General features: G+C 62.0%; 22 protein-coding genes. 11 read left to right on the top strand and 11 right to left on the bottom strand.

Going from position 1 to position 16,146, the window contains the following annotated elements:
- Positions 1-32 precede the first annotated feature (32 nt).
- From QTA58_RS06695 to infC, 6 genes are all read right to left on the bottom strand, one after another.
- Positions 33-308: a DUF2442 domain-containing protein gene (locus tag QTA58_RS06695; protein ID WP_234811106.1), complete on the bottom strand. Its 276-nt coding sequence runs from the start codon at positions 306-308 to the stop codon at positions 33-35.
- On the bottom strand, positions 289-525 hold the full coding sequence (locus QTA58_RS06700) for a DUF4160 domain-containing protein (RefSeq protein ID WP_289672174.1): 237 nt from the start codon (positions 523-525) through the stop codon (positions 289-291). The genes QTA58_RS06695 and QTA58_RS06700 overlap by 20 nt, the downstream gene beginning before the upstream one ends.
- A 16-nt stretch (positions 526-541) precedes the next feature.
- Positions 542-1,624, bottom strand: coding sequence for a phenylalanine--tRNA ligase subunit alpha (pheS, locus tag QTA58_RS06705; protein WP_085422029.1), 1,083 nt, complete (start codon positions 1,622-1,624; stop codon positions 542-544).
- 128 nt (positions 1,625-1,752) lie between these two features.
- A complete protein-coding gene (gene rplT / locus QTA58_RS06710) occupies positions 1,753-2,157 on the bottom strand; it encodes a 50S ribosomal protein L20 (RefSeq protein WP_037159486.1) in 405 nt (134 codons plus the stop codon).
- Between the two features lie 38 nt (positions 2,158-2,195).
- Positions 2,196-2,399, bottom strand: coding sequence for a 50S ribosomal protein L35 (gene rpmI / locus QTA58_RS06715; protein ID WP_085422028.1), 204 nt, complete (start codon positions 2,397-2,399; stop codon positions 2,196-2,198).
- 197 nt (positions 2,400-2,596) lie between these two features.
- Positions 2,597-3,133, bottom strand: a complete 537-nt coding sequence (gene infC, locus QTA58_RS06720) for a translation initiation factor IF-3 (protein ID WP_085422027.1) — start codon at positions 3,131-3,133, stop codon at positions 2,597-2,599.
- Between the two features lie 181 nt (positions 3,134-3,314).
- Here infC and QTA58_RS06725 point away from each other — a divergent pair, with 181 nt between their 5' ends.
- Positions 3,315-4,118: an alpha/beta hydrolase gene (locus QTA58_RS06725; RefSeq protein WP_289672175.1), complete on the top strand. Its 804-nt coding sequence runs from the start codon at positions 3,315-3,317 to the stop codon at positions 4,116-4,118.
- A 134-nt stretch (positions 4,119-4,252) separates the two neighbouring features.
- A complete protein-coding gene (locus QTA58_RS06730; protein WP_085422025.1) occupies positions 4,253-4,864 on the top strand; it encodes a transglutaminase-like cysteine peptidase in 612 nt (203 codons plus the stop codon).
- Between the two features lie 277 nt (positions 4,865-5,141).
- On the opposite strand, the gene mbfA is transcribed toward QTA58_RS06730, so the two are convergent.
- Positions 5,142-6,125: an iron exporter MbfA gene (gene mbfA / locus QTA58_RS06735; RefSeq protein ID WP_289672176.1), complete on the bottom strand. Its 984-nt coding sequence runs from the start codon at positions 6,123-6,125 to the stop codon at positions 5,142-5,144.
- A gap of 239 nt (positions 6,126-6,364) precedes the next feature.
- Here mbfA and QTA58_RS06740 point away from each other — a divergent pair, with 239 nt between their 5' ends.
- The 6 genes from QTA58_RS06740 (at position 6,365) to QTA58_RS06765 (ending at position 10,564) form a co-directional block, all read left to right on the top strand.
- Positions 6,365-7,483, top strand: coding sequence for a TRAP transporter substrate-binding protein (locus QTA58_RS06740; protein ID WP_289672177.1), 1,119 nt, complete (start codon positions 6,365-6,367; stop codon positions 7,481-7,483).
- Between the two features lie 346 nt (positions 7,484-7,829).
- On the top strand, positions 7,830-8,039 hold the full coding sequence (locus QTA58_RS06745) for a cold-shock protein (RefSeq protein WP_085422022.1): 210 nt from the start codon (positions 7,830-7,832) through the stop codon (positions 8,037-8,039).
- 123 nt (positions 8,040-8,162) lie between these two features.
- Entirely contained in the window at positions 8,163-8,447 is a 285-nt protein-coding gene (locus QTA58_RS06750) for a cold-shock protein (protein ID WP_085422021.1), read from the top strand.
- Between the two features lie 49 nt (positions 8,448-8,496).
- Positions 8,497-8,733 (top strand): 30S ribosomal protein S21, encoded by a 237-nt coding sequence (gene rpsU, locus QTA58_RS06755; RefSeq protein WP_085422020.1) that lies wholly within the window; start codon positions 8,497-8,499, stop codon positions 8,731-8,733.
- A 42-nt stretch (positions 8,734-8,775) separates the two neighbouring features.
- Positions 8,776-8,994 (top strand): hypothetical protein, encoded by a 219-nt coding sequence (locus QTA58_RS06760; protein WP_289672178.1) that lies wholly within the window; start codon positions 8,776-8,778, stop codon positions 8,992-8,994.
- A gap of 454 nt (positions 8,995-9,448) precedes the next feature.
- Positions 9,449-10,564, top strand: a complete 1,116-nt coding sequence (locus QTA58_RS06765; protein ID WP_289672179.1) for a TRAP transporter substrate-binding protein — start codon at positions 9,449-9,451, stop codon at positions 10,562-10,564.
- Between the two features lie 51 nt (positions 10,565-10,615).
- Here QTA58_RS06765 and QTA58_RS06770 read toward each other — a convergent pair whose 3' ends face one another.
- Both QTA58_RS06770 and QTA58_RS06775 read right to left on the bottom strand, forming a co-directional pair.
- Positions 10,616-11,824, bottom strand: a complete 1,209-nt coding sequence (locus QTA58_RS06770) for an MFS transporter (protein WP_289672180.1) — start codon at positions 11,822-11,824, stop codon at positions 10,616-10,618.
- Positions 11,825-12,022: 198 nt separating this feature from the next.
- Positions 12,023-12,193: a hypothetical protein gene (locus QTA58_RS06775; protein WP_200814074.1), complete on the bottom strand. Its 171-nt coding sequence runs from the start codon at positions 12,191-12,193 to the stop codon at positions 12,023-12,025.
- A gap of 189 nt (positions 12,194-12,382) precedes the next feature.
- Here QTA58_RS06775 and QTA58_RS06780 point away from each other — a divergent pair, with 189 nt between their 5' ends.
- From QTA58_RS06780 to QTA58_RS06790, 3 genes are all read left to right on the top strand, one after another.
- Complete coding sequence (locus QTA58_RS06780) at positions 12,383-13,003, top strand: TetR/AcrR family transcriptional regulator (RefSeq protein ID WP_289672181.1); 621 nt, start codon at positions 12,383-12,385, stop codon at positions 13,001-13,003.
- A gap of 43 nt (positions 13,004-13,046) precedes the next feature.
- Positions 13,047-14,252: an MFS transporter gene (locus tag QTA58_RS06785; protein WP_289672182.1), complete on the top strand. Its 1,206-nt coding sequence runs from the start codon at positions 13,047-13,049 to the stop codon at positions 14,250-14,252.
- A 267-nt stretch (positions 14,253-14,519) separates the two neighbouring features.
- Positions 14,520-14,912 (top strand): hypothetical protein, encoded by a 393-nt coding sequence (locus tag QTA58_RS06790; protein WP_289672183.1) that lies wholly within the window; start codon positions 14,520-14,522, stop codon positions 14,910-14,912.
- Between the two features lie 29 nt (positions 14,913-14,941).
- On the opposite strand, the gene QTA58_RS06795 is transcribed toward QTA58_RS06790, so the two are convergent.
- Together QTA58_RS06795 and QTA58_RS06800 are read right to left on the bottom strand one after the other, a co-directional pair.
- The gene (locus QTA58_RS06795) at positions 14,942-15,472 is read right to left on the bottom strand and encodes a GNAT family N-acetyltransferase (RefSeq protein WP_289672184.1); all 531 of its coding nucleotides are present in this window, start codon (positions 15,470-15,472) and stop codon (positions 14,942-14,944) included.
- A gap of 16 nt (positions 15,473-15,488) precedes the next feature.
- Complete coding sequence (locus QTA58_RS06800) at positions 15,489-16,064, bottom strand: XRE family transcriptional regulator (protein WP_289672185.1); 576 nt, start codon at positions 16,062-16,064, stop codon at positions 15,489-15,491.
- Positions 16,065-16,146: the final 82 nt, after the last annotated feature.

Consider the following 16,146-nt stretch of genomic DNA (forward strand, 5'->3'; position numbering starts at 1 on the left):
TGTCTCGTCTCAAAATCATCGGGGAAATCGGGTCAGGCGGCCTTTCCCGGAGCCTTGGCGCCGGGGGCCTTTACGCCCAGGAACATGCTTTTCACCGAAATGCCTTCATCGACAGCGGTCCACCAGATTCCCTCGTACATCAACTCGATGTCGTTCAGTTGGTTGTCGTTCAGCTCCGACAGGAACGGATACCACCAGAGAGGCGTAGCAATAACGCGACCATCGGCGAGCGCCACGTGGACCTCGCCGTCGGCACACCAAGCCCGAACAGGCCGCATCTCATCAGTTTCAAAGACCAAAGAAGTCATGCCAAACGCCTACCCATTCATCACGGTGGTCCGCGGCCACTTTGAGCAGCCTTCCAATTTCCTGATCACTATACCCTTTATTCTGCGCGACTTCCAAACTCCTCAGCCAGACCTTCAGGGATTTTGAATCCTTGACGATATGGACATGCGGCGGTTCACCCACGTCCAAAGCGTAGAACCTGAACTTGTATCCATGCCAGATCAGCAAGGTCGGCATTGTCAGGTTCTCTGGCTCAAACACTCAAACCGCCGAACAGCGTCGGCATGTCGAGCGGGCGGAAACCGTAGTGGTTCATCCAGCGGACATCGGCGTTGAAGAAATCCCGCAGGTCCGGCATGCCGTATTTCAGCATGGCGATGCGGTCGAGGCCCATGCCCCAGGCAAAACCCTGGAACTCGTCCGGGTCGAGCCCGCCGGCCTTCAGCACGTTCGGATGCACCATGCCGCAGCCCAGAATCTCCATCCAGTCGGTGCCCTCGCCGAACTTGACGATCGGGCCGGAGCGGTCGCACTGGATGTCCACCTCGAAGCTCGGCTCGGTGAAGGGGAAGAAGGACGGACGGAAGCGCATCGTCACCGAAGGCACTTCGAAGAAGGCCTTGCAGAACTCCTCCAGGATCCAGCGCATGTGGCCGACATGCGACTTCCTGTCCACGACGAGACCTTCCACCTGATGGAACATCGGCGAATGCGTCGCGTCGCTGTCCTGGCGATAGGTCTTGCCCGGAATGATGATGCGGATCGGCGGCGTCTCAGCCTCCATGGTGCGAATCTGCACCGGAGACGTATGGGTGCGCAGCACCTTGCGCTCACCGTTCTCGTCCGGCTGGAAGAAGAAGGTGTCGTGCATCTCGCGGGCCGGATGGCCTTCCGGGAAATTCAGCGCCGTGAAATTGTAATAGTCCGTCTCGATATCCGGCCCTTCGGCGATCGAGAAGCCCATGTCGCCGAAGATCGCGGTGATCTCGTCGACGATCTCGCTGATCGGATGGATGCGGCCGCGCTCGGCAGGCGAAGAGCGCACGGGAAGCGAGATGTCCACCGTCTCGGCCTTCAGCCGCGCCTCGATCGCCGCATCCTTCAGCACCGTCTTGCGGGTGGCGATCGCGTCGGTGATCTCGTTCTTCAACGCGTTGATCGCCGCACCGCGGCTCTGGCGCTCCTCCGGCGACATCGAGCCGAGCGTTTTCAGGAGCTCGGAGACGGAGCCCTTCTTGCCCAGCGCGGACACGCGCACGGCCTCGATCGCCGCCTCGTCCTGCGTGCCGGCGATTTCCGCCAGAAGCGAAGTTTTCAGGTTTTCCAGATCGGACATGGTTTCTTCCGTTGATGTTCGGAGAGATTTATTTCGACGTCGTGACGAGTAAATGAAAAACCCGCGCCGGCCCAAACCAGCGCGGGTTTCCCAAAATCAGTGAAGCAATTAAGCTTGGGAAGCGCTGGTTAACGAACCGCGCTTTCAAACTCGTTGGCCGTGCCGGCTTCCTTGAGGTATTCGAGGGCCTTCTTGGAGGCCTCGACCAGCGCGCCGAAGGCTGCCGGCTCGTGGATCGCCATATCGGAGAGAACCTTGCGGTCCACTTCGATGCCGGCCTTGTTGAGACCGTCGATGAAACGGCCGTAGGTCAGGCCGAACTCGCGGACAGCGGCGTTGATGCGCTGGATCCACAGAGCGCGGAAATTCCGCTTCTTCACGCGGCGGTCGCGCGTCGCCATCTGGCGCGAACGATCGACGGCTGCCTTTGCGGCGCGGATGGTGTTCTTGCGGCGGCCGTAGAAGCCCTTGGCTGCCTTGAGGGTCTTGGTGTGCTTGGCGCGGGAAGTGACGCCCCGTTTTACGCGTGCCATGTCATGATCTCCTTATAATCCGATAGCGCGACTAGTCTTCAGAGACCGTTCGGCAGGTAGCTCTTGATGATCTTCTTGCCATCGGGTTCGGCAAGCACCATCGTTCCGCGCGCGTCGCGGATGAACTTGTTGGACCGCTTGATCATGCCATGGCGCTTGCCGGCGGCCTGCGCCTTGACCTTGCCGCTCGCGGTGATCTTGAACCGCTTCTTCGCAGCAGACTTCGTCTTCATCTTGGGCATTTTGCTACTCCGTTTTTGTATCGAAACCGGCAGACGAAGCCAGTCTCAAGCATTTAGAACGGCCACGGCATGCCCTGCCGGACCGTTCGGACGCGCGCTTATAACCGCAGTCGGAAAAAAGCGCAATGGGAAAGAAAGCGTGGCAAAAACCGGCGGAAACGCCGGCAAAACCGCCTGGAGGCGGAAAGGTGCGGCGCTTATTTCGGCGCCAGCACCATCATCATCTGACGGCCTTCGAGCTTCGGCTCCGCCTCGACCTTGGCGATCTCCTGGGTGTCGTCCTTCACCTGAAGCAGAAGCTTCATGCCGAGCTCCTGGTGGGCCATTTCGCGGCCGCGGAACTTCAGCGTCACCTTCACCTTGTCGCCTTCTTCGAAGAAACGGTTGATCGCCTTCATCTTCACCTCATAGTCATGGGTGTCGATGTTCGGACGCATCTTGATTTCTTTGACTTCGACGATCTTCTGCTTCTTGCGGGCTTCGGCAGCCTTCTTCTGGTTCGCATATTTCAGCTTGCCGAGATCGAGGATCTTGCACACCGGGGGTTCGGAGTTCGGCGAGATCTCGACGAGGTCGAGACCAGCTTCCTCTGCCATCCTGAGGGCCTGATCGGTCGGGACTATGCCAAGATTCTGGCCTTCGGCATCGATAAGCTGGACCTTGGGAATGCGAATTTCCCTGTTGGAGCGCGGCCCCTCCTTGACGGGGGCATCGGCTTTGAATGGTCTGCGAATGGTCGTATTCTCCTTGTTGTTTCGGAACGCAAGCGACGACTCTCGCTCGCCCGGCCTGCGGCCGACGGCAATGTCGTGATCGCTTGGCCGAAGTCAATAGCACGTTGTCATGAAAAAATCACCTGCTGTCGCGTATGGCGAATCTGTTTTATAGGCGCCGGGAAAGCGCAAGGGATTTAGGATGACACAGGCCGCAGCCGGCATCACCGAAAAGAGGATCACCGTGGGCGAAGGCACCGCCGCCCGCGAGATCGCCATCATCCACCGGGCGGCGCGGAAGAAGAAGCCCGGACCCGCATTCGTCTGGCTCGGCGGCTACCGGTCCGACATGTCCGGCACCAAGGCCATCGAACTGGACAGGCTGGCGGACGAGCTCGGGCTTGCCGCGATCCGCTTCGATTATTCCGGCCACGGCCTGTCCGGCGGCCTCTTCCGCGACGGCACGATCTCCCGCTGGCTCGAAGAGGCGCTCGCCGTCCTCGACGACGTCAAGCCGAAGCGGGTCGTCCTGGTCGGCTCCTCCATGGGCGGCTGGATCGCGCTCCGCCTCGTGCAGGAACTGAGGAAGCGCAAAAAGGCGCCCGGCGTCGACGGCATCGTGCTGGTCGCCCCGGCGCCGGATTTCACCGCGGAGCTCATCGAACCGAACCTGACGGATGCCGAACGGCAGTCGCTTTCCGAGAAGGGCTATTTCGAGGAACATTCCGAATACAGTCCCGAGCCCAATATCTATACCCGCGACCTGATGGAGGACGGCGCCCGCAACCGGGTGATGACCGGCATCATCGAAACCGGCTGCCCCGTCCATATCCTGCAGGGGATGAAGGATCCGGACGTGCCTTATAGCCATGCGCTGAAGCTCGTCGAATTCCTGCCGGCCGACGACGTCGTGCTGACGCTGATCCGCGACGGCGATCACCGGCTTTCCCGGCCTCAGGACATCGAGAAACTGAAGGCTGCGGTCTCTGCCTCAATAAATGCATGATTAAATTTCGCGCTGAGATAAAAATGTTGCAGTCTTAACCATATTGCGACGCCGCGGATATTAACGAATCTTCACGATTGACTCTCGTGCCCGTCCAATCTTAACTTTTCGTTAGGATTTAAAGGGACGGGTCCATGATGAGAGCCTTGCAGGCACGGCTTGCCGTGATCCTAGTTAGCATACTTGTACCAGTGAGCGCAGCAGTGCCGGCTCCGAGACCTGTGGGTTCCATGGTCACAGGCGCAGTGACTTCCCAGCCAATCGGCCATTACGAATTCTGTCAGAAGTACCGCGCGGAATGCTCCATCAAGAGCCGCTCGGCTCCGCCACCGAAGGTGAGCGCCTCCGGCATGGCGACCGTCCGCCGGATCAATGCCTCGGTCAACGCCCGCTATATCGCCAAGACGGACCGGGAAATCTACGGCCGCGAAGAAGTCTGGGCCTATCCCACGAAATTCGCCGATTGCGAAGACTATGCGCTTCAGAAGCGCAAGGAACTGGCGGCCCGCGGCTTCGCATTGTCGGACCTGCTGATGACCGTCGTGCGCAAGCCGGACGGGGAAGGTCACGCCGTCCTGACGCTGCGCACCGCCGACGGCGACTTCATCCTGGACAACCTCGATAACGAGGTGAAGCCCTGGTATCAGACGCCCTATACCTTCCTCAAGCGCCAGGCTTCCTTCAACACGGGGCGCTGGGTGACGATCGAAAACGGCCGCGATCTGCTGGTCGGCGCGTTGCGCTAAACCGATCTCCCACAGCATAAAACCGCCTGCGATCCAAAGGATTGCGGGCGGTTTTATGCTGTGGGAGAAACACGGGGGACGCATCTGCCGAAGCGGCGCCCGGCCCTTCGCTTTGAGCTCAGGCGTTCGCAGCTCAAAACGCTCCACTGGAGCGTTTTGCCGGCTACGCCCCGGGGGTGCATCTGCCGAACCGGCGCCCGGCCCTTCGCTTTGGGCTCAGGGCGTTCGCAGCTCAAAACGCTCCACTGGAGCGTTTTGCCGGCTACGCCGTCGCTGCTCACCCATTCCCGATCAGGATGCCTGCGGCGAGCACCAGCGAGCCGCCGAAAACCACCTGGAAGACGGCGCGCAGGAAGGGCGTCTCCATGTAGCGGTTCTGGATGAAGGCGATCGCCCAGAGTTCGAAAAAGACGACGACCGCCGCTACGATCGTCGCGGTCCAGAAATGCGGGATGAGATAGGGCAGCGCATGGCCGAGCCCGCCGATCGCCGTCATGATGCCGGAGGCGAGACCGCGCTTGACCGGCGAGCCGCGGCCGGAAATCTTGCCGTCGTCGTGGGCGGCTTCCGTGAAGCCCATGGAAATGCCGGCGCCAACGGAGGCCGACAGGCCGATCAGGAAGGTCGACCAGGTGTCGCCCGTGGCGAAGGCCGCGGCGAAGATCGGCGCCAGCGTCGAAACCGACCCGTCCATCAGCCCGGCAAGGCCCGGCTGCACATAGGTGAGGATGAACTGCCGGCGCGCGGTCTCGTTCTCCTCCGTCTTCACGTCTTCCGGCACATGCTTGTCGGTCAGCATGCGGGCGATGTCCTCATGCCCCTGTTCGGCGATCGCCAGGTCCCCCAGCAGCTGCCGCGTCGAGGCATCCGAGATCCGCTTGGCCGCCTCGGTATAGAACCGGAAGGCCTGCTCCTCCATCGCTTCGGCCTGTTCGCGCACCTTTTCGAGCGGCAGGTTGCGGATGAGCCAGTCCGGTCTGCGTTCGTAGAAGCCGCGCACATGTTCGCGCCGGATCAGCGGGATGCGCTCGCCGAAACGGGAACGGAACGTCTCGATCAGCACGTTCTTATGGGTCTGCTCGACCTCCGCCATATCCTCGAACACCTTGGCGGAGGCCGGATACCGGTCCCTCAGACTGTCCGCGTAACCGAGATAGATGCGTGCATCCTCTTCTTCGGAGGCGATGGCGAGAGCCAGGATCTCCCTTTCGTCGAGGGAAGAGAACGGACGCTTGTAGCTGGAGAAAAGGCGGGCGAGCATGGAAACCTCGATCTTAGAATAATTCTAAACTAATCCCTCGGACGGAAACTTCAAGGGATTTCCGCTGCCGTTCGCGGCCGGATGAACGGCGGCACGGACAAAGCAATTTTCGAAAACGATTGCTGCACTGCAGCGCAATCTTTGGATTTTTTGCTTGCCGCTGCCGAAACGAAATGATTAACAGCCGCCGCGCGGGCGAAAATCCGGGCATCTCCCAAAGTCAAGAAGGCATTAATCCCATGGATCGCAGACAATTCTTCCGCCAGGCCGCGACCGCCGGCGTGGGCGCCGCTGCCGCGACCGCGCTTACGGCTCCCCTGGCCGCCCCGGCCATTGCCCAGGAAAACCCAAAGATCACCTGGAGGATGACGTCCTCCTTCACCAAGAATACCGATATCCTCTGGTCCGCTGCCACCGACATCGCAGACAGCGTGAAGGAAGCTTCCGACGGCAACTTCACCATCCACACCTTCGCCGCCGGCGAAGTCGTGCCGGGCCTGCAGGCTGCCGACGCCGTTGCCAACGGCACCGTCGAAATGGCGCATACCTGCTGCTATTACTATATCGGCAAGGACCCGACTTTCGCGCTCGGCACGGCGGTGCCGTTCGGCCTCAATGCGCGCCAGACCAATTCATGGCTTTCGGTCGGCGGCGGCAACGAGCTGATCAACGAATTCCTCGCCGGCTACAACATCTACGCGCTGCCGGCCGGCAATACCGGCGCCCAGATGGGCGGCTGGTATCGCAAGGAAATCAACACGGTCGGCGATCTCAACGGGCTCAAGATGCGCATTGCCGGCCTTGCCGGCCAGGTCATGCAGAAGCTCGGCGTCACGCCCCAGCAGATCGCCGGCGGCGACGTCTATGCCGCGCTCGAAAAGGGCACGATCGACGCCACCGAGTTCGTCGGCCCCTATGACGACCAGAAGCTCGGTTTCGTGAAGGTCGCCAAGTACTACTACTATCCCGCATGGTGGGAAGGCGGTCCGGTCGTGCATGCCTTCTTCAACCTGGAGAAGTTCAATGCGCTGCCGAAGACCTATCAGCGCATGCTGAAAGACGCCTGCGCCAACGCCAATGCCAACATGCTCGCCCGCTACGACGCGCACAACGCCACGGCGTTGAAGCAGCTCGTTTCCGAAGGCGCGATCCTGAAGCCGTTCAGCCAGGAAATCCTCGAGGCGAGCTACAAGGCGGCCCAGGAGGTCTATGCCGAGATCACCGGCAAGAACGCGGCCTTCAAGAAGATCTACGACAGCCAGCAGGCATTCAAGAAGGACGGCTATCTGTGGAACCAGATCGCCGAATACAGCTACGACACGTTCATGATGGTGCAGCAGCGCAAGGGCACCCTCTGACGAGGCGAACGCCTGTTCTCATCTCATGCGCCCCTTCCGAAACGGGAGGGGCGTTTCTGTTCGTGCCGCCGCAGGCGCCGCTCGCGCGGGCGGGACAAAATTCCCCGCCATATTGCGATTTAAAATCATGCTGTTGGTCAGAAATTCCCGGGCCTTGGCGCAGCCCGGAATAATTTAATTGCGGCCAAGACATTGATTATCCGGCGATAAGGCCTATATTGAGGTCATCGAAAATTGCTTGCGACCTTTGTCTACGAGCTTCTTGCTCAGTCAGATTTCCTCTCAAATATCGATCAAAGCGGACGAAATACTGTCCGATAACTCTAGCGATTGAAAGGAAATCGTTATGAATACTGGCACCGTAAAGTGGTTCAACAGCACCAAGGGATTTGGCTTCATTCAGCCCGACGACGGCGCGACGGACGTTTTCGTCCACGTCTCGGCTGTCGAACGCGCCGGCCTGTCCTCCCTGGCGGAAGGTCAGAAGATCTCCTACGAGATCGTTCGCGACCGCAAGTCGGGCAAGAACTCGGCGGACAATCTCCGGGCTGTTTAAGGATGTCATTCGCCCCGCTGACCACGGATGTACTGGCAGCGGGCGCTTGAATGACGGGAAGAGGTCGGGGTAACGCCCGGCCTTTTTGTTTTCCCGGCCCCCACCGGGTTCAAGGAGAAAACGATGGGTCCAAACGTTTTTGCCCTCGACGATGTCATCGTTCTCAAAGCGAGCTTGATGCGCAAGGCCACCGGCGACCGGACATGCCGGATCGTCGGCCTTCTTCCCGCCGCCGACAGCGGCGAACAGCAGTATCGGGTCCGCTTCGGCAACGAAAATTTCGAGCGGCGGATCGTCGCAAGCGACATCGATGCTCTGGCGACGGCATCCGCCGGCAAGGAGGAGACGTCCTCCACGGCCGCGGGCGAGCCCTGGCTGAAGCCGGCGAGCATCCGCGTCGCCAAGTAGTTCATTTTTTGACGAAACGCGGGGTTGCCCGCAATGGAAAGGATATAGTTTGCAGGTTCTTGTCAGAGACAACAATGTCGAGCAGGCCCTTCGGGTGCTGAAGAAAAAGATGCAGCGCGAAGGCGTCTTCCGCGAAATGAAGGCGCGCAGCGCATACGAAAAGCCCTCCGAGAAGCGCGTTCGCGAGAAGGCGGAAGCCGTGCGCCGTTACCGCAAGCTCGCACGCAAGAAGGCGCAGCGCGAAGGCCTGCTGCCGGCCCCCAAAAAGGCCGCCCGTACGCGCTGACACCGGTTCACTGACCGGACGTACACCAGGAAGGAGAAGATCATGACCGCTACCAAGGAAGAATTCTTCAATCCCGCCAAGCTTTCCGCCCGCGACAAGGCGGCCGCCACCGATCACACGGCAAGGTCGATCATTGCCGCGGAGGCTTCCATGCGGGAAAAGAAGACCGAGCGGCTGCGACTGCTTCGCCTCGAACGGGAAGCGGCCGAGGCTTCGCCCGATCCCGCGCCAAAGAGGCGCAAGGCGTCCTCCAATCATTGAAGCGGCGATCATTGAAAAAACAGCAAAGCCCGGAGCGCTCCTCCGGGCTTTTTCTTTATTCTTCGACGCTCGGCGGCGTCCCGGCTGCATTTGCAGCACGATTCCTCCGGATTTCGCTTGCCGTTTTCAAAACGAGGGCTAGAGCGTTTCCTTGTTAGATTGAAGCATTCTGCCGGAGCAGGTTTTCGTTGGAGCAAAGGCGATTGGCGAAGGGCATACCCTTGGTACGTCCGAGCCGATCGCCTTTGATCCCGGCGGAAAGATGCCCGGCCCTGCGGGTTGGCTGAAACGGGCCGCCTGATCGACCGGCTGGCTCGGCCGTAGGGCTGGGCTACGACCTGCGCCAGCCGGTCGACCATCCGACTCCGTTTGAGCCAACAGAATGCTTCAATCTAACAAGGAAACGCTCTAAGAGCGATATCGACGCATTCCCGGATCGAAGAGGAGGAATTCCATGAACCGCAGACGTTTCTTCAGGCAGGCCGCCACCGCCGGCATGGGCGCCGCCGCCGCGACCGCGCTTGCCGCCCCCCTGGCAGCCCCGGCCGTCGCCCAGGAAAGCCCGAGGATCAACTGGCGGCTCACCTCCTCCTTCCCGAAGAGCCTCAACATCATCTTCGATGCGGCCAACCAGATCGCCGACGCCGTGAAGACGGCTACCGACGGCAGGTTCACCATCCAGACCTTCGGCGCCGGCGAGATCGTGCCGCCGCTGCAGGCGGCCGATGCGGTCGCCAACGGCACCGTCGAGATGGCCCATACCTGTTCCTACTACTATATCGGCCAGGATCCGGCCTTCGCGCTCGGCACCGCCATTCCCTTCGGCCTGAACGCCCGCATGACCAATGCCTGGTTCCTCAACGGCGGCAATGACCTGATCAACGAATTCCTTGCGCCGCGCGGCCTCTATGCGCTGCCGGCCGGCAACAGCGGCACCCAGATGGGCGGCTGGTTCCGCAAGGAGATCAACACGATCGACGACCTGAAGGGTCTGAAGATGCGCATTGCCGGCCTCGCCGGCCAGGTCATGCAGAAGGTCGGCATCACGCCCCAGCAGATCGCCGGCGGCGACGTCTATGCCGCGCTCGAAAAGGGCACGATCGACGCCACCGAGTTCGTCGGCCCCTATGACGACCAGAAGCTCGGCTTCGTGAAGGTCGCCAAGTATTACTACTATCCCGCATGGTGGGAGGGCGGCCCGGCCATGCACGCCTTCTTCAACCTAGAAAAGTTCAACGCCCTGCCGAAGAGCTACCAGCAGATACTGGCGGATGCCTGCGCCGCGGCGAACATGAGCATGCTCGCCAATTACGACGCCCACAACGCCACCGCGCTCAAGCAGCTCGTCGGCGAAGGCGCGGTGCTGAAGGCTTTCAGCCGCGAGATCATGGAGGTCTGCTTCAAGGCGGCGATGGAAACCTATGCGGAGCTCTCGGCGAAAAGCCCCGCCTTCAAGAAGATCTACGACCATCAGCAGGCCTTCAAGAAGGACGCCTATCTCTGGGCGCAGATCGCCGAATACAGCTACGACACCTTCATGATGACGCAGCAGCGCGCCGGGACGCTCTGATACTCCTGCAATCGGAAAGCCCGGAGACACCCTCCGGGCTTTCGTTTCGCATCACGCAGCCTGAAGCTGCTCGCGGCGCGGCAGCGGCGGAAAGGCGAGCGCGATCAGCACCGCGCCGAGCCCCACGAGCGCCGAGCCGATGAACAGCCAGTTGTAATTGTTGAACTGGTCGAAGGCCCAGCCGCCGGCGAGCGGCCCGAAGGCCATGCCGATGCTCGACAGCATGGTCGCCGCGCCGAGGACCGTGCCGAGGATTTTCGGCGAGAAATATTCGCCCGCCAGCACCGCATAGAGCGGCATGACACCGCCATAGGTGCCGCCGAAGATGATCGCCAGCGTATAGAACTGCGTCAGGTCGCTTGCGAGCGTATAGGCCGAGATGACGGCCGCCTGGATCAGCAACCCCGCGACCAGCACCGGCTTGACGCCGAATTTGTCCGCAAGCACGCCGTAGAGAATGCGCCCGCCGAGGCCGGCCGCCCCTTCGACGCTGTAGATGGTGACCGCCGCCATCGGCGCGATGCCGCAGAACATGGCGTAGCTCACCATGTGGAAGATCGGGCCGGAATGGGCCGCGCAGCAGGCGAAGAAGGTGAAGCCGAGCACCAGAAACTGCGGCGAGCGGAACACTTTCGACAGCGGCATGCCGGCGCCCCCGGCCTGCGGTGCGGATGCCGGACCGGCGGCTGCCGCAACCGGCGGGCTGCGCACGAGGAAGGCGGTCGGCAGGAGCAATATCCAGGCCCCGATGCCGATCAGCAACATGGCCATGCGCCAGTCGTCATAGGCGGAGATCAGCCAGCGCGCGAAAGGCGAGATGGTCATCGGCGCCATGCCCATGCCGGCGGAAACCAGCGACACCGCAAGGCTGCGGTGCTCGTCGAACCAGCCCATGGTGACGGCGATCATCGGCGCGAAGAAGGCGCTCGCGGAGAGGCCCACGAGGCAGCCGTAAACGAGCTGGAAAAGGAACAGGCTCTCCACCCGGCTTGCCAGCACCAGCGCGAGCCCCAGCAGAACCGCGCCGATCAGCACGACGATACGGGCGCCGTAACGGTCGCTCGCCGCGCCCCAGAGAAAGCCGCCGAGGCCCATGACGATGAAGTTCAGCGTCATCGCGCTCGAAATGCCCGCATGCGACCAGCCAGTATCCGTGGCGATCGGCTCCAGAAAGATGGCGAGCGAAAACATCGTGCCGACCGCGACGCAGCCCATCAGAGCGCCCGCGAAAACGATCACCCAGCGATAATTGGTACTCATGTCTACTCCCCATTTGCCATAGGTTCGGAAAATCGGATGCACAGCCTTCGCGGCGCCATCCCGAACCCAAGGACGTGCGGCCCATCCCTCTCCCGACAGGCCCGACCGATTTTTTTCCGCAACCGGATTCCAGGGAAGATACGACAAAAAAGCCCCGCGCGCGGCGGGGCTCTTCGGAAATCTCGTCGGGTCGTGACGTCAGGTGCTGCCGGTGTTCGGGCGGGCCTTGCCGACATTGTTGTTCGTCGAAGCGGTCTTGCCGTCGGGGTTCTGGCCATAATAGGTTCCGCCGAGATGCCCGCCGGCGCTGGTGTTCTCCACCTGCCGCTCGGCGCGTTTCACGGCCTGTTGAACGTCACTTTTGCTCATGTCTGCCTCCAGCTTTCGGTTGGTGACAGGAGTGTAACCAGCGGGACGGCCGAGTGTTCCGCACGGAATATCCCTTTGTAAGCAGTCAGACTCACTGGCGAGACGCCATAAAAAGCCGATCGGGGTGCTTGACGAAACGCGATCGTACCCATATTTGGGAACGATCGTTTCCAAATTAAGCCGTCTGCCATGAACATCAACGCCACATCCGGCCTGGCCGCACGTCCGCCGGGACGTCCGCGCGAATTCGAGATCGAGGAAGCGCTCGACAAGGCGATCGTCGTCTTTTCCGAGCGCGGCTATCATGCCGCGTCGATCTCGGAGCTGAAGGACGCGATGGGGCTTGCCGCCGGCAGCCTCTACAAAGCCTTCAAGGACAAGAAGGCGATCTTCCTCGCCGCCTTCGACCGATACAAGCAGGTCCGCAACGCGCTTCTGGAAGAAGAGCTTGCGGCGGGCGGAAACGGCCGCGACAAGGTTTTCCGCATGCTGCGTTTCTATGCCGAAGCCTCGCATGGCGAACACGGCCGGCGCGGCTGCCTGGTGGTCGGCACGGCGATCGAGCTCGGCGTCTACGATGCCGAAGCGGCCGAGCGCGTCAACCGCTCGATGGCACGCACCGAAACCCTGCTCGACAGCCTGATCCGCGAAGGACAGGCGGACGGGTCGATCCCGCAGACGGTCGATCCCGCCACGACCGCACGCCTCCTGCTCTCGGTCACCCAGGGCCTTCGCGTCCTCGGCAAGACGGGTCCCGACCGCGACCGGGCCCTCTCCGTGGTGGATACCGCCATGAAACTTCTCGACTGAATTATTCGTTCCTCCCTCAACCTCCTCCTCCCCGGAGCCTTTCATGACAAGCAATACTGCAACACTGGCCGCGCCGGCGGCACCTTCGGCAATGTCCGCCGGCATGACCTTCGTCATGGCCGCGGCCTGCGGTCTCGTCGCCGCGAACCTTTATTACGCCCAGCCGCTCGCTGGTCCGATCGCCGCCTCGATCGGTCTCCCGGCGCATGCGACCGGCCTCATCGTGACGCTGACGCAGATCGGCTACGGCCTCGGCCTGCTCCTGATCGTACCGCTCGGCGACCTTCTCGAAAACCGCCGGCTGATCCTCACCATGATCGGCGCCGTGACGCTGGCGCTCGTCGCCGCCGGGCTTTCGACCGCCTCCGTGCCCTTCCTCGCCGCATCGCTGGCGATCGGCCTCGGCTCCACCGCCGTGCAGATGATCGTGCCCTTCGCCGCGAGCCTTGCGCCGGACGCCATGCGCGGCCGGGTGGTCGGCAATGTCATGAGCGGGCTGATGGTCGGCATCATGATGGCACGGCCGGTTGCGAGCTTCATCGCCCGCTTCTCCTCCTGGCACCTCGTCTTCTTCCTGTCGGCCGCCGTCATGGTCGTGCTCGGCTTCGTGCTTGCCGCCCGCCTGCCGAAGCGGGTGCCGCAGACCAGGCTCTCCTATTTCTCCCTGCTGTCTTCGATGGGCACCCTTTACGCCACCCAGCCGGTGCTGCGCCGCCGCGCCTTCTACCAGGCCTGCCAGTTCGCCGCCTTCAGCCTATTCTGGACGGTGACGCCGCTGGTGCTGGCCGGCCCCGCCTTCCAGCTCACCCAGGCCGGCATCGCCCTCTTCGCGCTTGCGGGCGTCGCGGGCGCCATCGCTTCGCCGATCGCCGGGCGCCTGGCCGACCGGGATCTCGGCAGACCCGCCACGGTCTTCGGGATCGCCGCGGTCGCGATAGCCTTCCTGATCACCCATATCGCCCCGGAAGGCTCCGTCGTCGCGCTGACGCTGCTGACGCTTGCCGCCATCCTGCTCGATTTCGGCGTGACCATGACGCTCGTCATCGGCCAGCGGGCGATCTACGGCCTCGGCGCCGAGCTGCGCAGCCGTCTGAACGGCCTCTTCATGGCGACCTTCTTCTGCGGCGGCGCGATCGGCTCCGCCGTCGGCGCCTGGGCGTTCGCCGAGGGCGGCTGGCTTCTCGCCTCCTCGATCGGCCTCGCCCTTCCCGTCATCGCCCTCCTCTATTTCCTGACGGAAAAGCGCTGAGCCGAGGGCTCGCAGCCCGCCCAAAAAGCGGGGTACGCAATCTTGGCCTCCCACTCGAAACCCTCCAGCGGGAGTTCTTCAGTCCTATTAGCGGGATATCATGACCGGTCGAGAGCCCATCGAGCATGCCTGGCGGTAGAGCCCGCCGAGCTCGGAGCATCAACCTGATCGACGCGACACATTGTCAGTGCCGCGTCGTGTCTTCATGACTTTTTAAGGATTCACAGCGCAACCTTAAGGCAACCATTTCCCACCTTCCGGTACGCCATGATTGTCTGGCATGTTTTTGCAGCGATCTCGACGCTCACGCTGCTTGGCGTTGCAGTCCATATATTTCGATCGTCTTTCAATTTCATACCCGATCTCTTCGTTTCCGGCAGCGGGCGGTTCTTCCGCGAGCACATGATCAACGACATGCTGAGCGCCAACTATGGCTTCTGGGATATGATAGCCGGCACGGAATATGACAAAGAAGGATTTTACGAGTTCTTCAGCCTGAAAAACCTTCGGATCTGCTGCACACATACGATGGCTGTCGGACTGGCGGCGTTCCTCGCCTTCAACCCGCTTTGGGAGAAATTTACGGAAGTCGCAGATAAAGCGCCCAGCTGGCTCTGGGCGCTTTTCATCTACAGGATCGAAAACCTGACATTCATCTGACCTGCCCGGTCGACCGCGCAGCAGGCATTTTATCTACGCGTTGCGCTGACCCGCTTATAAAACAGCGTCGTGCCGCAGAAGCCGCCTTCCGGCCACATGGCGTAGTCGGGAATGACGCCGACGCGCTCCCAACCGAAGCGGGGATAGATCTTCTCCGCATCGCTTCCGGTCGCGGTGTCGAGTACCAGAAGCGTGCGGCCGCGCCGGGCCGCCTCCCTTTCCACCGCATCCATCAGCCTGCGCGACAGGCCGAGGCCGCGGGCCGAGCGATGCACGAGGAGCTTCATCAGGTCGCCGCGATGCGGCTGGTTCGGCTTCGACGCCAGGCCCACCTGCACCGTGCCGACCACCCGACCTTCCACTTCCGCTACGGCGAGGATGATGCCACCCGCCTCGACGGCTGCGGCGATCTCCCGCCAGTAGGCCTCCGCGTCCTTCGGCCCGAAAGGCAGCATGAAGCCGACCGAAGCGCCGCCGTTGATGCAGTCGGAGAGGATTTCGCAGAGATCGGGCAGGACGGCGCGGGCTTCGTCGGCGTCTATGATGCGGATGGTCGTCATGTTCGGTTCTTTCGGATTAACGGCCGCGGTCGAGGATCACCGCGTAGCGGGCCGGCTTGTCGGACGGGTTGTGGAAATCGAAGGCGGCGCCGAGGTCCATGTAGAGGCAGTCGCCAGGATGAAGCGTGTAGGTGACGTCTTCGAAAACCATCTCCAGCACGCCGTCGAACAGCCAGACATGCTGGGTCATCACCCGGCTCTCCTCGCGCGGCGGGAAACTGACGCGCGCGCCGGCCGGAAACTCCACCTCGACGATGTCGACGCGGCTCGGCGTGCCGGGCGGCGAGACGGAGCGGCGCAGATAACGCGTATGCAGGTCGCGCCATAGCTTCTGGTCCGCCCGGCGGCTGAGCGGCGAGCCCTGCCTGTCCTCGTCGGCGAAGAAGGCCGACAGCGAAAGGCCGAGCGCTTCCGACAGCCTCGCCAGCAACGCCGCCGTCGGGTTCGCCTCCCCCCGCTCGATGCGGGAGATCATCGCCCGGCTGACGCCCGACCGGCTCGACAGCTCGTCGAGTGTGAAACCCGCCTTCGCCCGGAGCTTCTTCAGCCGCTCGCTGATGGCGGCGTCTATGTCGTGAACCGTTGTTTCCATGATTTGAGAATTACATTCCCTTATGATGGAATCAAGCGCCATCATAAGGGAATGCTTGAAATTCGTGAGCCGATGGCGTTTC

The organism is Neorhizobium sp. CSC1952, from assembly GCF_030378245.1.
GTDB classification, from domain to species: domain Bacteria; phylum Pseudomonadota; class Alphaproteobacteria; order Rhizobiales; family Rhizobiaceae; genus Neorhizobium; species Neorhizobium oryzae_A.